The 17,607-nt window shown below is 71.6% G+C and carries 12 protein-coding genes; 2 read left to right on the plus strand and 10 right to left on the minus strand.

Translation table 11 applies throughout. The features are described 5' to 3' along the window. Positions 1-78: 78 nt before the first annotated feature. The 6 genes from WFK95_RS10665 to WFK95_RS10690 all read right to left on the minus strand — a co-directional run bounded on the left by WFK95_RS10665 (position 79) and on the right by WFK95_RS10690 (position 9,878). Positions 79-3,144 carry a translation initiation factor IF-2 N-terminal domain-containing protein gene (locus tag WFK95_RS10665; RefSeq protein ID WP_336670668.1) on the minus strand — a complete coding sequence of 1,022 codons (3,066 nt, stop codon included), beginning with the start codon at positions 3,142-3,144 and terminating at the stop codon, positions 79-81. A gap of 320 nt (positions 3,145-3,464) precedes the next feature. Then, positions 3,465-3,878 (minus strand): nucleoside-diphosphate kinase, encoded by a 414-nt coding sequence (gene ndk, locus WFK95_RS10670; RefSeq protein ID WP_224651865.1) that lies wholly within the window; start codon positions 3,876-3,878, stop codon positions 3,465-3,467. Positions 3,879-3,897: 19 nt separating this feature from the next. Then, complete coding sequence (locus WFK95_RS10675) at positions 3,898-4,299, minus strand: DUF4233 domain-containing protein (RefSeq protein WP_336670669.1); 402 nt, start codon at positions 4,297-4,299, stop codon at positions 3,898-3,900. Beyond that, positions 4,296-5,714: a bifunctional tetrahydrofolate synthase/dihydrofolate synthase gene (gene folC / locus WFK95_RS10680; protein ID WP_336670670.1), complete on the minus strand. Its 1,419-nt coding sequence runs from the start codon at positions 5,712-5,714 to the stop codon at positions 4,296-4,298. Before folC ends, WFK95_RS10675 begins: the two co-directional genes overlap by 4 nt. Beyond that, positions 5,711-8,422, minus strand: a complete 2,712-nt coding sequence (locus WFK95_RS10685) for a valine--tRNA ligase (RefSeq protein ID WP_336670671.1) — start codon at positions 8,420-8,422, stop codon at positions 5,711-5,713. Before WFK95_RS10685 ends, folC begins: the two co-directional genes overlap by 4 nt. A gap of 61 nt (positions 8,423-8,483) precedes the next feature. Beyond that, positions 8,484-9,878 (minus strand): neutral zinc metallopeptidase, encoded by a 1,395-nt coding sequence (locus WFK95_RS10690; protein WP_336670672.1) that lies wholly within the window; start codon positions 9,876-9,878, stop codon positions 8,484-8,486. Positions 9,879-9,924: 46 nt separating this feature from the next. On the opposite strand from WFK95_RS10690, the gene WFK95_RS10695 reads away from it, so the two are divergent. Continuing rightward, the gene (locus tag WFK95_RS10695; RefSeq protein ID WP_336670673.1) at positions 9,925-11,568 is read left to right on the plus strand and encodes a DUF2207 family protein; all 1,644 of its coding nucleotides are present in this window, start codon (positions 9,925-9,927) and stop codon (positions 11,566-11,568) included. Between the two features lie 33 nt (positions 11,569-11,601). Then, positions 11,602-13,221: an ABC-F family ATP-binding cassette domain-containing protein gene (locus WFK95_RS10700; RefSeq protein ID WP_336670674.1), complete on the plus strand. Its 1,620-nt coding sequence runs from the start codon at positions 11,602-11,604 to the stop codon at positions 13,219-13,221. A gap of 76 nt (positions 13,222-13,297) precedes the next feature. Here WFK95_RS10700 and clpX read toward each other — a convergent pair whose 3' ends face one another. The 4 genes from clpX to tig all read right to left on the minus strand — a co-directional run bounded on the left by clpX (position 13,298) and on the right by tig (position 17,582). Beyond that, positions 13,298-14,575 carry an ATP-dependent Clp protease ATP-binding subunit ClpX gene (gene clpX, locus WFK95_RS10705; RefSeq protein ID WP_224645541.1) on the minus strand — a complete coding sequence of 426 codons (1,278 nt, stop codon included), beginning with the start codon at positions 14,573-14,575 and terminating at the stop codon, positions 13,298-13,300. Positions 14,576-14,759: 184 nt separating this feature from the next. After that, a complete protein-coding gene (locus WFK95_RS10710) occupies positions 14,760-15,425 on the minus strand; it encodes an ATP-dependent Clp protease proteolytic subunit (RefSeq protein WP_304941264.1) in 666 nt (221 codons plus the stop codon). Positions 15,426-15,440: 15 nt separating this feature from the next. After that, positions 15,441-16,034 carry an ATP-dependent Clp protease proteolytic subunit gene (locus WFK95_RS10715; RefSeq protein ID WP_224645540.1) on the minus strand — a complete coding sequence of 198 codons (594 nt, stop codon included), beginning with the start codon at positions 16,032-16,034 and terminating at the stop codon, positions 15,441-15,443. A 135-nt stretch (positions 16,035-16,169) separates the two neighbouring features. Further along, positions 16,170-17,582 (minus strand): trigger factor, encoded by a 1,413-nt coding sequence (gene tig, locus WFK95_RS10720; protein WP_259139755.1) that lies wholly within the window; start codon positions 17,580-17,582, stop codon positions 16,170-16,172. Positions 17,583-17,607: the final 25 nt, after the last annotated feature.

The following is a 17,607-nucleotide window of genomic DNA, read 5'->3' on the forward strand; positions in this document are numbered from 1 at the left end:
GGTACTCCGGAACACGCACGCACGAGCGCGCCGCCGGAAAAGCGACCTTCCCAGGTTACGGGAAGGCCGGCGACAGGGTCAAACCGGCTGGTCCGCCTTGTCGGCTCCGTCACTCCCGGCACCGCCGGCCGCCGGGCCGGCAGGGCGGGCGGCGGCCCGTCGGCGGGCCCGCTTGCGCGCGGGCTCCGCCACCGAGGCACCGGCACCATCGGCCGCGGTGGCCGTGACCGCCGGGGCATCGGGCGCGGGGGCCGCGATGTCGACGACGATCGTCTGCGGTGCCGCGGACGTGGTGGTGGGCGCCTTGCGCGCCACCCGCCGGCGCCGGGGCGCCGACGCCTCGGTCTGCTGCGCCGGAGCGGTCTCGACCGGCGCCTCGGCGGCGGCCTGGGGCGCCTCCGCGACGGCCTCGACGACCTGCTCCACGACCGTCCGCTCGACGGTCGCGACCTCGGGTGCATCGGCGGCCGACGCCTCGGCGACCTGCGCCGCGGCGACCTCGGTGCCGTCAGCGGGCGCCTCGTCGTCGTGGTGCGCGGCCATCGCCCGGAACATGGGGTGCTCGCCCTTGTGCACGGCGGGCTCCTTCGCGGGCGCCGGCGGGGCAGGCGGCGTCGACGGGGCCTGAGCGGCACCGTCGGACTTGGTGCGCTTGCGCTTCTTGCGACCCGAGCCCTCCGCCCTGTCGCCGGAGCGGCCGCCGTCCTCGCCGCCGCCCGACGACTCGACGGGCGCGTCGTGGACGATGATGCCCCGGCCCGAGCAGGCCTGGCACGGCGTGGAGAAGGCCTCGACGAGGCCGGTGCCGATCCGCTTGCGGGTCATCTGGACCAGGCCCAGCGAGGTGACCTCGGAGACCTGGTGGCGGGTGCGGTCGCGGCCGAGCGCCTCGGTGAGGCGGCGCAGCACGAGGTCGCGGTTGGACTCGAGGACCATGTCGATGAAGTCGACGACGATCATGCCGCCGATGTCGCGCAGGCGCATCTGCCGCACGATCTCCTCGGCCGCCTCGAGGTTGTTCCGGGTGACGGTCTCCTCGAGGTTGCCGCCGGCGCCGGTGAACTTGCCGGTGTTGACGTCGACGACGGTCATGGCCTCGGTGCGGTCGATGACCAGCGTGCCGCCCGACGGCAGCCAGACCTTGCGGTCCATCGCCTTGGCGAGCTGCTCGTCGATGCGGTAGGTCGCGAAGACGTCCGGCGCATCGGCGTGGGCCTTCTCGAACTTCTCGACGCGGGGCAGCAGGTCGGGCGCGACGGTGGAGACGTACTTCTCCACGGTGTCCCAGGCGCGGCCGCCCTCGATGACGAGCTTGCTGAAGTCCTCGTTGAACAGATCGCGCACGACCTTGACCAGCAGGTCGGGCTCCTCGTAGAGCGCCTTGACGCCCTTCTGCGAGGAGGCCTCCTCGATCTCGGCCCACTGGGCCTGCAGCCGCGCGACGTCGCCCGCGAGCTCCTCGGCGCTGACGCCCTCGGACGCGGTGCGGATGATCACGCCGGCATCGGCCGGGACGATCTCCTTGAGGATCTCCTTGAGGCGCTTGCGCTCGGTGTCGGGCAGCTTGCGCGAGATGCCCGCGGAACCGCCGCCGGGCACGTAGACCAGGAAGCGGCCCGCGAGGGAGATCTGCGTGGTGAGGCGGGCGCCCTTGTGACCCACCGGGTCCTTGGACACCTGCACCAGCACCTGATCACCGGGCTTGAGGGCCTGCTCGATCTTGCGGGCGTTGCCGTCCAGGCCTGCGGCGTCCCAGTTGACCTCGCCGGCGTAGAGGACGCCGTTGCGGCCGCGGCCGATGTCGACGAAGGCGGCCTCCATCGAGGGCAGCACGTTCTGCACGCGGCCCAAGTAGATGTTGCCGACCATCGACGCCGAGCTCGACGACGTGACGAAGTGCTCCACCAGTACGCCGTCCTCGAGGACGGCGACCTGGGTGTAGTCCTGCGGGTGCGGGACGGTGTGGCCGTCCTGGCCCTCCGACGGGCCGACGCCGGTGCGCTCGCGCACGACCATCACGCGGTCGACGGCCTCGCGACGGGCGAGGAACTCGGACTCGGTGAGGATCGGCGGGCGGCGGCGGACGGTGTCGCGGCCGTCGCGGCGGCGCTGGCGCTTGGCCTCGAGGCGGGTCGAGCCGCTGATGCCGCGCACCTCGTCGCGGCGCTGACGCTGCCGCGGCTCGCGCTCGTGCACGACGGTGTTGGGCGGGTCGTCGGACGGGGTCGCCTCCGCACCGTCCTCCCCCGTGCCGCGGCGGCGGCGACGGCGACGGCGGCGACGCGAGCCGCCGTCGGTCACGTCCTCGACGTCGTCCCCATCGGCATCGTCCGAGGCCTCGTCGGTCTTCTCGTCGTCGGCCTTCTCGGCCTCGGACTGGTCTGCGTCGGCCTTCGGTGCGTCGTCGCGGGCGGGCGTCTCGGCGGCCTGCTCGCCGCCGTCGGTCTCCTGGCCGTCCTGCTCGTCGGCGTTCTCCCCGCGGCCGCGGCCGCGACCGCGGCGTCCACGGCGGCGGCGACGGTTGCCGGCGGCCTCGTCGTCGTTCTGCTCGGTCGACGCTGCCGCGTCAGTCGTCTCAGCCTCGGCCTCGGCGGCCTCGGGCTGCTCCGCCTCGGGGGTGGCGGTCGCCTGGGGCTTCTCAGGCGCGGTCGCGGGCTTCTCGGCCTCGGGCTCGTCGGCCTCGGAGGCCGGCGCGGCGTCCTTCTTGGCGGCGCGCGCCTTCCGCGGCGCCTGCTCGACCTGCTCGGGCTGCAGGAACAGCGGCACGTTCGCGTCGAAGGACGACGGTGCCTGCTCGACCACGGGCTCGGCGGCCGCGGCGGCGGAGAAGAGCGAGGGCGTGCTGCCCACCGCGGTCGCCTCCGGCGCGGCCTCCTCGGCGACGTCGGGCGTCACGGGGGTGTCGGCCTCCGCCGGCTCCGTGGCACCCGCGCCCTCGGCGATGCGATCGCGCACCCGCTCGGCGGCGCTGCGGTCGATGCTCGAGTGCGCGCTGCGCGCGACGAAGCCCAGCTCACCGAGGTGCGCGAGCACCTCCTTGCTGGTGAGGCCCAGCAGACGCGCCAGCGCGTGGACGCGCAGCTTCTGCGGGAACTCCTCCCGAGCTTCGTTGTTCTGTTCTTCCGGCGACGTGTTGTCGGCCACTCAATATCTCCTACCGACCCCCGGGCGCGATCACTGCTGGTCGCGGCCACGCGGGGGCGTGTCATGTGGTGCGGGCGAAGGAATTCTCCTACCGCCCCACGTTTGTCAAGGTCTGCACGTGTCTCGTGCGTGGCGCACGCTGACTCGACGATCTGTGAGCCAGCCGGGCCGGTCGGTGCCGCGCGGTTGCGCGCGCCGACGTGCGTCCGACGTCAGTATCCCACACGCCACAGGCAGTGCGGAAAAGTATCGGGCCCGCGCCGCGCGATGTCGCGCGGGCGGGCCCGTGGGTTCAGGGGTGTGGAACAGGTTCTGGCAGGTCAGGCGAGGCCGGGGAACCAGAGGGCGATCTCGCGCGCGGCGGACTCGGGCGAGTCGGAGCCGTGCACGAGGTTCTCCTGGGTCTCCAGGCCGAAGTCGCCGCGGATGGTGCCGGGCACGGCCTTCTCGACCGGGTCGGTGCCGCCGGCGAGCTGGCGGAACGCGGCGATCGCGCGTGGGCCCTCCAGCACCGCGGCCACGACGGGCCCGGAGGTGATGAAGTCGAGCAGGGAGCCGAAGAAGGGCTTCTCCTTGTGCTCGGCGTAGTGGCCCTCGGCCACCTCGATGGAGACGTGCTTGAGCTCGAGGGCCGCGATGGTGAGGCCCTTCCGCTCGATACGCGCCAGGATCTCCCCGGAGAGGCCGCGCCGCACGCCGTCGGGCTTGATGAGAATCAGAGTCCGCTCAGTCACGGCAACAGCGTAACGGGCCTCACTCGGCGATCGGTTCCTGCCCCGGCAGGCGGCCCTGCTCCATGCGCTGCTTCACGTCGCGCTCGATGAAGGCGATGTAGGCCCAGACGATGCCGAAGACGATGCCCACGGCGCCGATCCCCCAGTGCACGACGAAGCCGGCGACGACGGCGACCTGCAGCGCGAGGAAGGCGGGGACGGCCCACGGCTTCTTGACGACCATGCAGCCGGCGAACATCAGCGCCGCGAGGATCAGGACGTACGCGATCTTGAGCCAGGACAGGCCGGGCGAGAGGCGGACCACCACGGGCAGGGCCAGCAGGATCACGATCATCTCGAGGATCAGGGTGCCGGAGAGGATGCCGCGGAAGCTCTTCCACGGGTCCTTGGGCGGCGGGGTGAACCGCTGGGGCTCGGTCACTGGGGTTCCTTTCCGAACAGCGAGCGCGCGGCGCCGGCGGTGACCACGGAGCCGGTGATGAGGACGCCGACGCCGGAGGCGGGGCCTTCCTCGTCGTCGGACTCCTGGTCGGCGAGGGCGACGGCGGTCTCCACCGCGTCGACCATGGTGGGCGAGGTGACCACGCGGTCCTCGCCGAAGATCTCCTCCGCGATGGCCGCCAGTCGCTCGACCTCGAGTGCGCGGGGCGAGCCGTTGTGGGTGACGACGACGGTGTCGAGCACGGGTTCGAGCGCCGTCAGCACGCCCACGGCGTCCTTGTCGGCGAGCACGGAGACGACGCCGATCAGGGTGCGGAAACCGAACTCGGTCTCGATGGTCCGGGCGAGGGCCTGCGCGCCGTGCGGGTTGTGCGCAGCGTCGATGAGCACCGTCGGGGCACTGCGGACCCGCTCGAGGCGTCCGGGCGAGGCGGACTTCGCGAAGCCCTCCCGCACCGTGTCGATGTCGAGCTGCTGGTCGGCGCCGGCGCCGAAGAAGGCCTCGACGGCGGCGAGGGCGACCGCCGCGTTGTTGGCCTGGTGCTCGCCGTGGAGCGGCAGGAAGACGTCGTCGTAGACCCCGCCGAGCCCCTGGAGGGTGAGCTGCTGCCCGCCGACGGCGACGCGGCGTTCGACGACCGCGAACTCCGAGCCCTCGCGCGCGACGGCCGCGTCGGCCTCGACGGCCTTGCGCAGCAGCACGTCCATCGCCTCGGGCTCCTGCTTGCCCACGATCACCACGGTGTCCTTGGGGATCAGCCGCTCGGGCGCGCGCTTGACGATGCCGGCCTTCTCCCCCGCGATCGACGCGAGGTCGGGGCCGAGGATCTCGACGTGGTCGAGTCCGATCGGGGTGATGACGGCGACCTCGGCGGTCACCACGTTGGTCGCGTCCCAGGTGCCGCCGAGCCCGACCTCGACGACGGCCACGTCGACGGGGGCCTCGGCGAAGGCGGCGAAGGCCATCGCGGTGAGCACCTCGAACTTGCTCATCCGCGGCCCGTCGGCGGCCTCGGACTGCGCGTCGACGAGCTCGATGAAGGGCTCGAGCTCGCGGTAGGTCTCCACGTACTGCCTCGCGGTGAGCGGCGCACCGTCGATCGCGATCCGCTCGGTCGCGAGCTGCAGGTGGGGGCTGGTGATCCGGCCCGTGCGACGGGAGAAGGCCACCAGCAGCGAGTCGATCATCCGCGTGGTCGAGGACTTGCCGTTGGTCCCGGCGACCTGGATCGACGGGTACGCGTCCTGCGGCGAGCCGAGCAGCTGCATCAGCGCGGAGATCCGCGTGAGCGAGGGCTCGATCTTCGTCTCCGGCCAGCGCTGATCCAGCTCGGCCTCGACCTGGGCGAGTTCGGCGAGGTCGTCGGGGTCGGCGGCGAAGGCGGGCACCGTCACGCGGCGCCCCCGCCCAGCTGCGCGATCCGGGCGGTGAGGCGCTCGACCTCCTCCTGTGCGACCGACTGGCGGCCGCGGATCTTGTCGACGACGGCGTCGGGCGCCTTCGCGAGGAAGGCCTCGTTGCCCAGCTTGGCCGACGTGCCGTCGAGCTCCTTCTGCGCGGCCTTGAGGTCCTTCTCGAGGCGGGCCCGCTCGGCCCCCAGGTCGACGGTGCCGGAGGTGTCCAGCTCGACGGTGACCGTGCCGCCCACGAGCCGGACCTCGAGCGACGCGGTGGCGGCGAAGCCGTCCTCCGGCGGGGTGAGGCGGCACAGGTTCGCGGCGGCGGCCGCGAGGGAGGTCAGGTCCGCCTCGTCGAGGCCGGTGAGCCGCGCGGAGACCCGCTGGCCGGGCTTGAGCAGCTGGTCGCTGCGGAACCGGCGGATCTCGGTGACCAGGCGCTGCAGGTCGGCGAAGCGGCGGGCGGACTCCACGCCGTCGGCGGGGATCTCGGCCGGGGCCCAGTCGCGCGACGGCCAGTCCGCGATGACCAGCGAGGTTCCGCCGGTGAGGGCCTTCCACAGCACCTCGGTGACGAAGGGCATCGTCGGATGCAGCATGCGCAGGACGACGTCGAGGGCCTTGCCGAGCACGAGGCGGGTGTTGTCGGCGACCGCCGCGTCCTCGCCCTGCAGCTGCAGCTTGGAGACCTCGAGGTACCAGTCGCACAGCTCGTCCCAGGCGAAGTGGTAGAGCGCCTCGCAGGCCTTGCCCAGCTCGTTGGCGTCGAAGGCCGCGTCGGCCTCGGCCTGGACGGCGGCGAGGCGGTCCAGGATCCAGCGATCGGCGTCGGTGAGGGCGGCGCGGTCCGGCAGCTCGCCGACGCGGGCGTCGTTCATCAGGGCCAACTTGGTGGCGTTGAACAGCTTGGTGGCGAACTTCCGGCTGCTCGCGGCCGCGTCGGCGCCCACGTTGAGGTCGGCACCGGGGATCGTGCCGCGGGCCAGGGTGAAGCGCAGCGCGTCGGCCCCGTACTCCTCGACCCAGTCGAGGGGGTCGATGCCGTTGCCCTTCGACTTCGACATCTTGCGGCCGAACTCGTCGCGCACCAGGCCGTGGAGCAGGACCTCGTGGAAGGGCACCTTGCCGGGGGCGTTCGGCTCCTCGCCGAGGAAGGTGCCGAACATCATCATCCGGGCGACCCAGAAGAAGATGATGTCGTAGCCCGTGACCAGCGTGGACGTGGGGTAGAACTTGTCCAGGTCGGCGGTCTGCTCGGGCCAACCCATCGTCGAGAACGGGAACAGACCGGAGCTGAACCACGTGTCGAGGACGTCGGGGTCCTGCTCGTAGCCGGCGGGCGGCACGTCGTCCGGGCCGCAGCAGACCACGTCGCGGTTGCCCTCGGCGTCGGCGGGGCCGTACCAGACGGGGATGCGATGGCCCCACCACAGCTGGCGGGAGATGTTCCAGTCGTGCATCTCGTCGACCCAGTCGAAGAACCGCGGCGCGAGGGACTCGGGGACGATGGTGGTGTCGCCGTTGCGGACCGCGTCGCCCGCGGCCTTGGACAGGCGGTCGACCTTGACCCACCACTGCATCGAAAGCCGCGGCTCGATCGGCTCGCCGGAGCGCTCGCTGTGGCCGACGCTGTGCCGGTAGGGGCGCACCTCCTTGACGATGCGGCCCTGCTCGGCGAGCGCCTCGCGGATCGCCTTGCGGGCGGCGAAGCGGTCCAGTCCGTCGAACTGCGTTCCGGTGCCGACGATGTGGGCGGTCTCGTCCATGATCGTGGGCATCGGCAGGTCGTGGCGCTGGCCGAGCGCGAAGTCGTTCGGGTCGTGCGCGGGGGTGATCTTCACGGCGCCGGAACCGAACTCGGGGTCGACGTAGTCGTCGGCGACGATCGGGATCCGGCGGTCGAGGAAGGGGTGCTCGAGGGTGGTGCCGAGGAGGGCGCGGTAGCGCTCGTCCTCGGGATGGACGGCGATCGCGGTGTCGCCGAGCATCGTCTCCAGGCGCGTGGTGGCGCAGACGATGTGGGGCTCGTCGTCGTTCAGCGAGCCGTAGCGGAAGGAGACGAGCTCGCCGTCGACCTCCTTGTGGTCGACCTCGAGGTCGGAGATGCCGGTCTGCAGCACGGGCGACCAGTTGACCAGGCGCTCGGCGCGGTAGATCAGGCCCGCGTCGAAGAGCTGCTTGAAGATGGTCTGCACCGCGCGGGAGAGGCCCTCGTCCATGGTGAACCGCTCGCGGGACCAATCGACGCCGACGCCGATCCGGCGCATCTGGCCGGTGATGTTGCCGTGGCTGGCCTCCTTGAACGCCCACGCGCGCTCGAGGAACTTCTCGCGGCCGATCTCGCGGCGGGTGGTGCCCTCGGCGGCGAGCTGCTTCTCCACGAGCGACTGGGTGGCGATACCGGCGTGATCGGTGCCGGGGAGCCACAGCACCTCGTAGCCCTGCATCCGCTTGCGGCGGCACAGCGCATCGGTGATGGTCTGGTCGAGCGCGTGGCCCAGGTGCAGGCTGCCGGTCACGTTCGGGGGCGGCAGGACCACGGAGAACGCGGGCTTCGGCGAGGTGTTGTCGGCCGTGAAGTACCCCGCGTCGACCCAGCCGCGGTAGATGTCCGCCTCTACCGCACCGGGCTCCCAGGCGGCGGGAAGTCGGTCTGCGGCGATGCCCGGATCGGCCGGGGCGGCGTTCTGCGGCTCAGTAGTCACAGCACGATTCTAGTCAGCGGGTGCGAGCGCTTTCCGTGGGGCGTTTACGACGGTGCGCGGCTCACGCCACGTCGCTCGACGACGCCGCCCACGTGTTGCACTGCGCCAGCCGGTTGCTCTGATATCCGGAGTTCCACCACGCCTGGTAGTGCACCGAGCTTCCGTGGTCGCGCGGGTTGCCCGGCTTGTCGCCGCGCTCCTGGTCCTCGTAGACGGTGCGGAAGTCGGCGCTGGTGAACTGACCGCCGGTATCGCTCACCGATTTCACGAACAGTCCGCTGAAGCATTGCGCCTGCAGCTCGAGGCGACGAGAGGATTCCAGCCCGGTCTCGGAGGTCCGCCCGTCCTGCCGTTCCACGCGCACCTGAGCCGGCAGGATGCCGCTGATCATCTGGACGTGGTGGCCGTACTCGTGCGCGAAGACGGCGAGGTAGATCACCGGCTGGTTGCCGTAGTGGCTCACGCCGAGCCCCGTCAGCGGCATGTACAGGGTCTCGTTGCTCGAGCAGTAGAACGCCGCGACGTCCTCCGTGGAGAGGTCGGTCGTGCCGCACGGCGAACTGATCTGCGATCCGGTGGGCACCACCACCGCGGGAGTGCGATAACTGAGGCCGGCGGCGGTCATCGCCGCGCTCCACGCCCGGTCGAGACAGGGCGCGAGGCTGTCGAAGAAGCGTTTGCCCGTTGCGCTGTTGGAGGGCCAACCGACGGCGGTGCACGGCTGTGTGACCAGGCCGGCCGAGCTGCCCCCGTACAGCGGATTACCCTGCAGCGCCGCCGTCCCCGTGGGCGTGGCGCCGGCCGTCGGGACGGCGCTGCGCGAGCGGGTCGACGTGGTCGACGTGGTCGGTTCGGTGGTGGTCGTCTCCGCGGTGGTCGGGACCTCGACGGTCGTGCTCGTCGTGGCCGGTCCCGCCTCGGTGCTGGTGCTCCCGACGACGGCGACCGCGGTGCCGAGGACGAGAGCGATCAGCGCCACGAGCGCGATCACCAGCACCGCGATCCAGGGGCCGGCCCCTCCCGACGCCGGTGGGCGCGGCGTCCAGGCGGGCTGCGGGTAGGAGGGCCGCGGATACGGGGAGACCCGGCCCCCGTACGGCGCGGGCGCGGGCATGGACCACTGGCCGTACGGCACGCCCCGGGGCGGCGCGGCGGGGCCCGGGCGCGGCGGCACGGGCCGGTACTGCGGAGGCGCCTGGGTCGCCGCCGGCCCGTACGTCGGGCGGTAGGGGCGGACCGGGGCGCGGGGAGGCACCGTCGGGCGGCGCAGTCCGGACGCGATGCGGTACTGCCCGGAGCCGCCACGCGCCGGGGCCGGTCGCGGGGAGGCGGGAGGCGGCGGGACCGGGACCCGGGCAGCCGGTGCGGGGGCGTGCGGGTACTGCGGGCCGCCCCGCCCGGGCGGCGGCATCCGCGGGCCGCCGCGGTACTGCCCCGGCCCCTGTGGATTCCCCACGCCGGTCCCCCTCTCCACCCCCTGGTTTCGGTTACTGTACCGAGACATGTGGGAGGACAGGGGAAAGGCGGCTCCACCGCTGGCGCGGGCCCTGGCGGCAGCGGCGACGGTGGCGCTCGTGATGCTGCTCGGGGCGGCACCGGCGAGCCCCGCGCCGGACGGGATCACCGTCGACGTGGCTCTGGACCTCCGAGAGGACGGGGCCCTCGTCGTGAGCACCGTCATCACCGCGCCGACCGGGCGGGCGGTCGCCCAGCGGCTCCCGCTGGACGTCCCCGTCGAGGGCGACCGCACCCAGCACTACACCGTCGCTGATGTGAAGGCCGAGAACGGGACCGCCACCGTCGCCGACGGTGCGCTGCAGGTATCCGCTCCCGGAGGCACCACGAAGGTCGGCTACACCGTGCGGGGCTCCGTGGAGAACGGCCCCGAACTGCAGCAACTCACCTGGCCTCTCGCGGCTGGGTACACCGCCGACATCACGACGCTCACGGCGAGCTTCGTCTCCCCCAGCCCGAAGCCCGATTCGCCGCTCTGCGGCATCGGACGCACCGGGGAGCGCCGCCTGTGCACGCTCACCGAGACGGCCGCCACGGGCCGGGTCACCATGCAGCAGAACGGACTCGCGAAGGGACGCGTGGCCGTGTTCACGGTGCTGCTCCCGGCGGGCACCGTCGCCGCGGACGCGCGGTTCACGGGCGCGTCCGCGCCGCCGGCCGTGCGCAGCGCGCCCGCGCTCATCGCGCTGTCGGTGGCCACCGTGATCGCGCTGGCGGTCGCGGGCTTTGCGTTCCTGCGGCGGCGGGCCGACGACGCGGCCACCGGCTCCGTCGGACCGACCGCCGATCTGCTGGTCACCACCGGCTCGGTCGTCGCGAACGGAGGGACCGCGGCCGTCGCCTTCGCCTCGCCCGACGGGGTGCTCCCCGGCCAGGTCGGGGCCCTGCTCGACGGGCGCGTGCACGCCTCCGACGTCGGGGCGACGGTGCTCGACCTCGCCGTGCGCGGCTACCTGTGGATCGCCGAGCTCCCCGGCGGCGACTTCCAGATCTCGCGCCGGACCCCGCTCGACGGCGACGTCACCCCGGCGGAGCGCGCCGTCGTCGACGCGATCCTGCCCGACGGTGCTGAGTCCACCACGACCGGCGAGCTGGCGGGCGGCGCGCGCCGCGTCGAGCTGGCCGCCGCCCGCGGCGCGGTGCGGGAATCGGTCACCGCGCGCGGCTGGCTCCGCGGCGCCGGCCGGGCACGACGGACCGCGCCGGCCTTCGCCGTCGCCGGGGTGGGCGCGATCGCAGCGTTGATCTGCGCCTTCGCCGGGTTGACGGTGCTGTACGCCGTCGCGGTCATGATCGTCGGGCTGGGCCTGGCGGTGGCGGCGCTCCTCCTGCCGGACCGCACCGTCGCGGGCAGCCAGCTCGCTGCGGGCGTCGGCGGGATGCGCCAGTACCTGGTCGCCACCAACGTCGGCGCGCTGCCGCCGGCCGAGCGGGCGCTGCTCTTCGAGCGGGCACTGCCGTACGCGCACGCCTTCGGCGACCTGCGCGGATGGGTCGGGACCTGGGGCGGCACCGTCACCGCTCCCCTCGATTGGTACCGGTCCGCGCACGGCCCCGTCGCCGGCCTGACCGCGCTCGGCGCCGTCCTCGACGGCGTGGCGGCCCAGTCGGCCGCGGCGGAAAACAGGTAGCGCCCCTGCCCGTCCCCCCGCAGGATAGGACGAATGGGACATCTCGAGGCGACACACGTGGAGTACTTCCTGCCCGACGGGCGGGCGCTCCTCGGCGACGTCTCGTTCCGGATCGGCGACGGCGCGGTGGCCGCGCTCGTCGGCCGCAACGGCGCCGGCAAGACCACCCTGCTGCGGTTGCTCGCGGGCGAGCTGGAGCCGCACGGCGGCACCGTGACCTCCAGCGGCGGCGTCGGGGTGATGCCGCAGTTCATCGGCTCGGTGCGCGACGACCGGACGGTGCGCGACCTGCTGCTGTCGGTGGCCGCGCCGCGATTGCAGTCCGCCGCGCAGGTGCTGGACGCGGTCGAGCTGACGCTGATGGACGACGACGGCGATGCCAATCAGATCCGCTACGCCACGGCGCTCGCCGAATGGGGCGACGCGGGCGGTTACGCCGCCGAGACGCTGTGGGACGCGTGCACCGTCGCCGCACTGGGCGTCCCCTACGACCGGGCGCAGTGGCGCGGCCTGACCTCGCTGTCCGGCGGTGAACAGAAGCGGCTGGCGCTGGAGGCACTGCTGCGCGGCGACGCCGAGGTCCTACTCCTCGACGAGCCGGACAACTACCTCGACGTGCCCGGCAAGGAGTGGCTCGAGGAGCAGCTGCGGCAGACGCCGAAGACGGTGCTCTTCGTCAGCCACGACAGGGAGCTGCTCTCCCGCGCGGCCACGCGGATCGTCGCCGTGGAGCCCGCGCCCGGCGGCTCGGACACGTGGGTGCACGGCGGTGGCTTCGCGACCTTCCATCGGGCGCGCGACGAGCGCTTCGCGCGGTTCGACGAGCTCCGCCGGCGCTGGGACGAGCGGCACCAGCAACTCAAGAAGCTGGTGCTGACCCTACGCGAGCAGGCGAAGTTCAACGACGGGATGGCGTCGCGGTACCAGGCGGCGCAGACCCGACTGCGCCGGTTCGAGGAGGCCGGTCCCCCGCCCGAGCCGCCCCGGCGGCAGGAGATCACCATGCGGCTGCGCGGCGGCCGCACCGGCGTGCGGGCCGTCACGGCGAAGAACCTGGAGCTCACGGGCCTGATGCAGCCCTTCGACCTCGAGGTCTTCTACGGCGAGCGGGTCGCGGTGCTGGGCTCGAACGGTTCCGGGAAGTCGCACTTCCTGCGGCTGCTCGCGGGCGAGGAGGTGGCGCACACCGGCGACGCGACGCTCGGCGCCCGCGTCGTGCCGGGGCACTTCGCCCAGACGCACGCGCACCCGGAACTGCAGGGCCGCACGCTCGTCGAGATCCTCCGGCACGAGCATGCGGCGGACCTCGGCCGGTCGATGCCGGCGCTGCGCCGGTACGAGCTGCAGGGGCAGGCCGACCAGCGCTTCGAGAGCCTGTCGGGCGGCCAGCAGGCACGCTTCCAGGTGCTGCTCCTGGAGTTCGCCGGGAGCACCGCCCTGCTGCTCGACGAGCCGACGGACAACCTGGACCTGGAGAGTGCCGAGGCGCTGCAGGACGCGCTGGAGGCGTACGACGGCACGGTCTTGGCGGTGACGCACGACCGGTGGTTCGCGCGCTCCTTCGACCGGTTCCTGGTCTTCGGCTCCGACGGTGCCGTGCGCGAGGCCCCGGAGCCCGTCTGGCACGAGACGCGGGTGCAGCGCGCCCGGTGACCCCTGCGCCGCCATCGGCGATCGGAAACTACTGCGCCCCCGGCCGATTCGGCCGGGGGCGCAGTCGACGCGCGGGTTACGCGCTCTTCTCGCGACGCTCGTCGCGCGAGCGCTTGCGGGGCACGATGGTCGGCAGCACGTTGTCGCGCACCGTCTCCCCCGTGACGACGACCTTAGCCACGTCGTCGCGCGACGGGATGTCGAACATGACGGGGTTGAGGACCTCTTCCATGATGGCGCGCAGGCCGCGGGCACCCGTGCCGCGGTGGATGGCCTGGTCGGCGATGGCGCCGAGGGCGTCCTCGTCGAACTCGAGCTCCACGCCGTCCATCTCGAAGAGGCGCTGGTACTGCTTGACGAGCGCGTTCTTCGGCTCCGACAGGATCGAGACCAGCGACTCCTTGTCGAGGTTCGAGACGGAGGCGATGACGGGCAGGCGGCCGATGAACTCGGGGATCAGGCCGAACTTGATGAGGTCCTCGGGCAGCACGTCGGCGAAGTGATCGACGGTGTCGACCTCCGCCTTGGTGCGCACCTCGTTGCCGAAGCCGAGGCCGCGCTTGCCGATCCGGTCGCCCACGACCTTCTCCAGTCCGGCGAAGGCGCCGGCCACGATGAACAGGACGTTCGTCGTGTCGATCTGGATGAACTCCTGGTGCGGGTGCTTGCGGCCGCCCTGCGGCGGGACGCTGGCCTGCGTGCCCTCGAGGATCTTCAGCAGGGCCTGCTGCACGCCCTCGCCGGAGACGTCGCGGGTGATCGACGGGTTCTCGCTCTTGCGGGCGATCTTGTCGACCTCGTCGATGTAGATGATGCCGGTCTCGGCGCGCTTGACGTCGTAGTCGGCGGCCTGGATCAGCTTGAGGAGGATGTTCTCGACGTCCTCGCCCACGTAGCCGGCCTCGGTGAGCGCCGTCGCGTCGGCGATGGCGAAGGGCACGTTGAGCATCTTCGCCAGGGTCTGCGCGAGGTAGGTCTTGCCGCAGCCGGTGGGGCCGAGCATGAGGATGTTGGACTTCGCCAGCTCCACGGCCTCGCCGCGCGCGTCCTTGCGCTCGCCGGCCTGGATGCGCTTGTAGTGGTTGTAGACGGCCACGGCGAGGTTCCGCTTGGCGGAGTCCTGGCCGATGACGTAGTTGTCCAGGAAGTCGCGGATCTCGACGGGCTTGGGCAGCTCGTCCAGCTTCACGTCACTGGTCTCGGCCAGTTCCTCTTCGATGATCTCGTTGCACAGGTCGATGCACTCATCGCAGATGTACACGCCGGGACCCGCGATCAGCTTCTTGACCTGCTTCTGGCTCTTTCCGCAGAAAGAGCATTTCAACAGGTCTGCGCCGTCCCCGATCCGTGCCATGCCCTGTGCCTACTTCCCTTGCCGATGACTCGCCTGCCGCGTTGCTCAGCAGGTGGGGTCTGTTGTCGACGGTACCCGCGAACTTCCGTCCCGGCGACCGATATGAATAGCTTGCTAGAGGTGGCACCGGGGGCCGCGGAACCCGCTCACGCGGCGTGTCGCGACCCCCGGTGTCCTGCTGGAACTACTTCGCGGACGCCTTGCGGTACGGGAACACCGTGTCGACGATGCCGTACTCCTTGGCCTGGTCGGCCGTGAGGATGTTGTCGCGGTCCGTGTCCTTGCGGATCGTCTCGACGGTCTGGCCCGTGTGGCCCGCCAGGATCTCGTCGAGGCGGTTACGCGCGCGCTCCATCTCCGCGGCCTGGATCTCCAGGTCGGAGACCTGGCCGCGCATCGAACCGCCCGTGCGGGGCTGGTGGATGAGCACCGTCGAGTTGGGGAGCGCGGCGCGCTTGCCCGGGGTGCCGCCGGCGAGCAGGATCGCCGCGGCCGAGGCCGCGGTGCCCAGCACCACCGTCGCCACGTCGCAGTGGACGTACTGCATCGTGTCGTAGATGCCGAGGGCGTCGTAGAGGCTGCCGCCGGGCGAGTTGATGTAGATCGTGATGTCGCGGTCCGGGTCCTGCGACTCGAGCACCAGGATCTGGGCCATCACGTCGTTCGCCGAGACCTCGTCGATCTGGTTCTTGAGGAAGATGATGCGCTCGTCGAACAGCTTCGAGTACGGGTTGGTGACGCGCTCGTTGCCGTTCGCCGCGCGCTCGATGAACGACGGGACGTCGTAGCGGCCGGTGGCGGGGACGTGCAGGCCCTGGGCCGACATCGTGGTGGGGTAACCCTCAGTCATGGAAGTGTCCTCTCGCTACTTGACGGAGCTCGCGCGGCTGACGACGTGGTCGACGAAGCCGTAGTCGCGGGCCTCCTCGGCCGTGAACCACTTGTCGCGGTCGGCGTCGGACTCGATCCGCTCGATCGGCTGGCCGGTGAACTGGGCGTTGAGCCGGTTCATCTCCACCTTGGTCTTGCGGAACAGCTCCGCCTGGATGGCGATGTCGGAGGCGGTGCCGCCGATGCCGGCGGACGGCTGGTGCATCATGATCCGCGCGTGCGGGAGCGCGTAGCGCTTGCCCTTGGCGCCCGCGGCGAGCAGGAACTCACCCATCGAGGCGGCCATGCCCATCGCGTAGGTCGCGACGTCGCACTCCACGAACTCCATGGTGTCGAAGATCGCCATGCCGGCGGAGATGCTGCCGCCGGGCGAGTTGATGTAGAGGTTGATGTCCTTGGTCGGATCCTCCGCGGACAGCAGCAGCATCTGTGCGCAGAGCTGGTTCGCGATGTCGTCGTTCACCTCGCTGCCGAGGAAGATGATCCGCGACTCCAGGAGGCGGCTGTACACCGAATCGTTGAGGTTCAGGCCGGCAATTCCGGCCCGCATGGTGGGGTTGGAGTTCATCCGCTGCTCCCTGCCTTTCTTTCTGACATCGACAGTAACGAACGGAACCGACCGAACCGTCCCCCGGCACGCTCGGCTCCGCTGAGGGCAGAAACGCCCCGCAGCCGGATCGGCTGCGGGGCGCTCCGCGGGGTTCTACTTCTCGTCGGCCTCGGCGGTGATCTCCTCGGCCTCGGCGACCACGTCCTCCTCGGAGGCGGCCTCCTCCGCGAGCGCCTCGCCGGCGTCCTCGCGGTCGAACAGCTCCTTGGTGTCGACGACGTTGCCGTCGGCGTCCTTGACCGCGACCTCGAGGACCACGTCCGCGAGGCCCTTGCCGCGACGGACCTCCTGGAAGAGGGCGGGCAGCTGGCCGGCCTGCTGGATCTGCTGGATGAACTCGGCGGGCTGCATGCCGTAGCGCTGCGACTGGAACAGGATGTGCTCCTGCAGCTCCTGCTGGTCGACCTGCACGTCCTGCGCGTCGGCGATCGCGTCGAGGAGCAGCTGCACCTTGACCTGCTTCTCGGCGGACTCGCGGGCCTGGGTCTCGAACTCCTCGCGGGTGGTGCCCTGCGCCTTGAGCGCGGTCTCGAGGAGCTCCTCGTTGTGGCCCACCTGGTGCAGCACGTCGTGCACGTTGGCGTCGGCCTGCTCCTTGACGACGGCCTCGGGCAGCGGCACCTCGACGGCCTCGAGCAGCTTGTCGAGCACGGCGTCGCGGATGTCCGCGGCCTGGCCGAGCTTCTTGTTCTGCTCGACGCGCTGGCGCAGGTCGGCGCGCAGCTCGTCGACGGTGTCGAACTCGCTCGCGAGCTGGGCGAACTCGTCGTCCAGCTCGGGCAGCTCGCGCTCCTTGACGGAGTCGACGACGACGGTCACGTCCGCCTCCTGGCCCGCGAACTCGCCGGCGACGAGGGTGGTCGTGAACTCCTTGGATTCGCCCGACTTCAGGCCGACGACGGCCTCGTCGAGACCGTCGATGAGGTTGCCGGAGCCGACCTCGTGCGACAGGCCGGTGGTCTTGGCGTCCTCGACGTCCTTGCCGTCGACGGTCGCCGACAGGTCGATGGTGATGAAGTCACCGGTCTCGACGGCGCGGTCGACGCCCTTGAGGGTGCCGAAGCGGGCGCGCAGGCCCTCGATCTGCTCGTCGATGTCGGCATCGGTGACCTCGAGCGACGGGACCTCGACCTCGATGGACGAGTACTCGGGCAGCGTGATCTCGGGACGCACGTCGACCTCGGCGGTGAACGAGAAGGCCTCGCCGTACTCGAGCTTGTCGATGTCGATCTCGGGCTGGCCGAGGGCCTTGATCTCGGAGTCCAGGACGGCCTGGCTGTACTTGCCGGGCAGCGCGTCGTTGATCACCTGCGAGAGCACGGCGTCGCGGCCGACGCGCGCCTCGATCAGCTTCGCGGGGGCCTTGCCCTTGCGGAAGCCGGGGATGTTGACCTGGTCGGCGAGCGTCGCGTAGGCGCGCTCGAAATCGGGCGCGAGCTCGTCGAAGGGAACCTCGACGCTCAGGCGGACGCGAGTCGGGCTCAGCTGCTCGACGGTGCTCTTCACTCGTTCTCCTCGGGTTGGTATCAGC

Origin of the sequence: Tsukamurella sp. USMM236 (assembly GCF_037148755.1) — a bacterium.
Classification (GTDB): domain Bacteria; phylum Actinomycetota; class Actinomycetes; order Mycobacteriales; family Mycobacteriaceae; genus Tsukamurella.

What these genes read in the sequence shown, in the direction of transcription:
- clpX (WP_224645541.1), bottom strand. Translation starts at nt 14,575, where the DNA reads ATGGCACGGATCGGGGACGGCGCAGACCTGTTGAAATGCTCTTTCTGC.
- WFK95_RS10695 (WP_336670673.1), top strand. Translation starts at nt 9,925, where the DNA reads ATGTGGGAGGACAGGGGAAAGGCGGCTCCACCGCTGGCGCGGGCCCTG.
- WFK95_RS10710 (WP_304941264.1), bottom strand. Translation starts at nt 15,425, where the DNA reads ATGACTGAGGGTTACCCCACCACGATGTCGGCCCAGGGCCTGCACGTC.
- WFK95_RS10715 (WP_224645540.1), bottom strand. Translation starts at nt 16,034, where the DNA reads ATGAACTCCAACCCCACCATGCGGGCCGGAATTGCCGGCCTGAACCTC.
- WFK95_RS10700 (WP_336670674.1), top strand. Translation starts at nt 11,602, where the DNA reads ATGGGACATCTCGAGGCGACACACGTGGAGTACTTCCTGCCCGACGGG.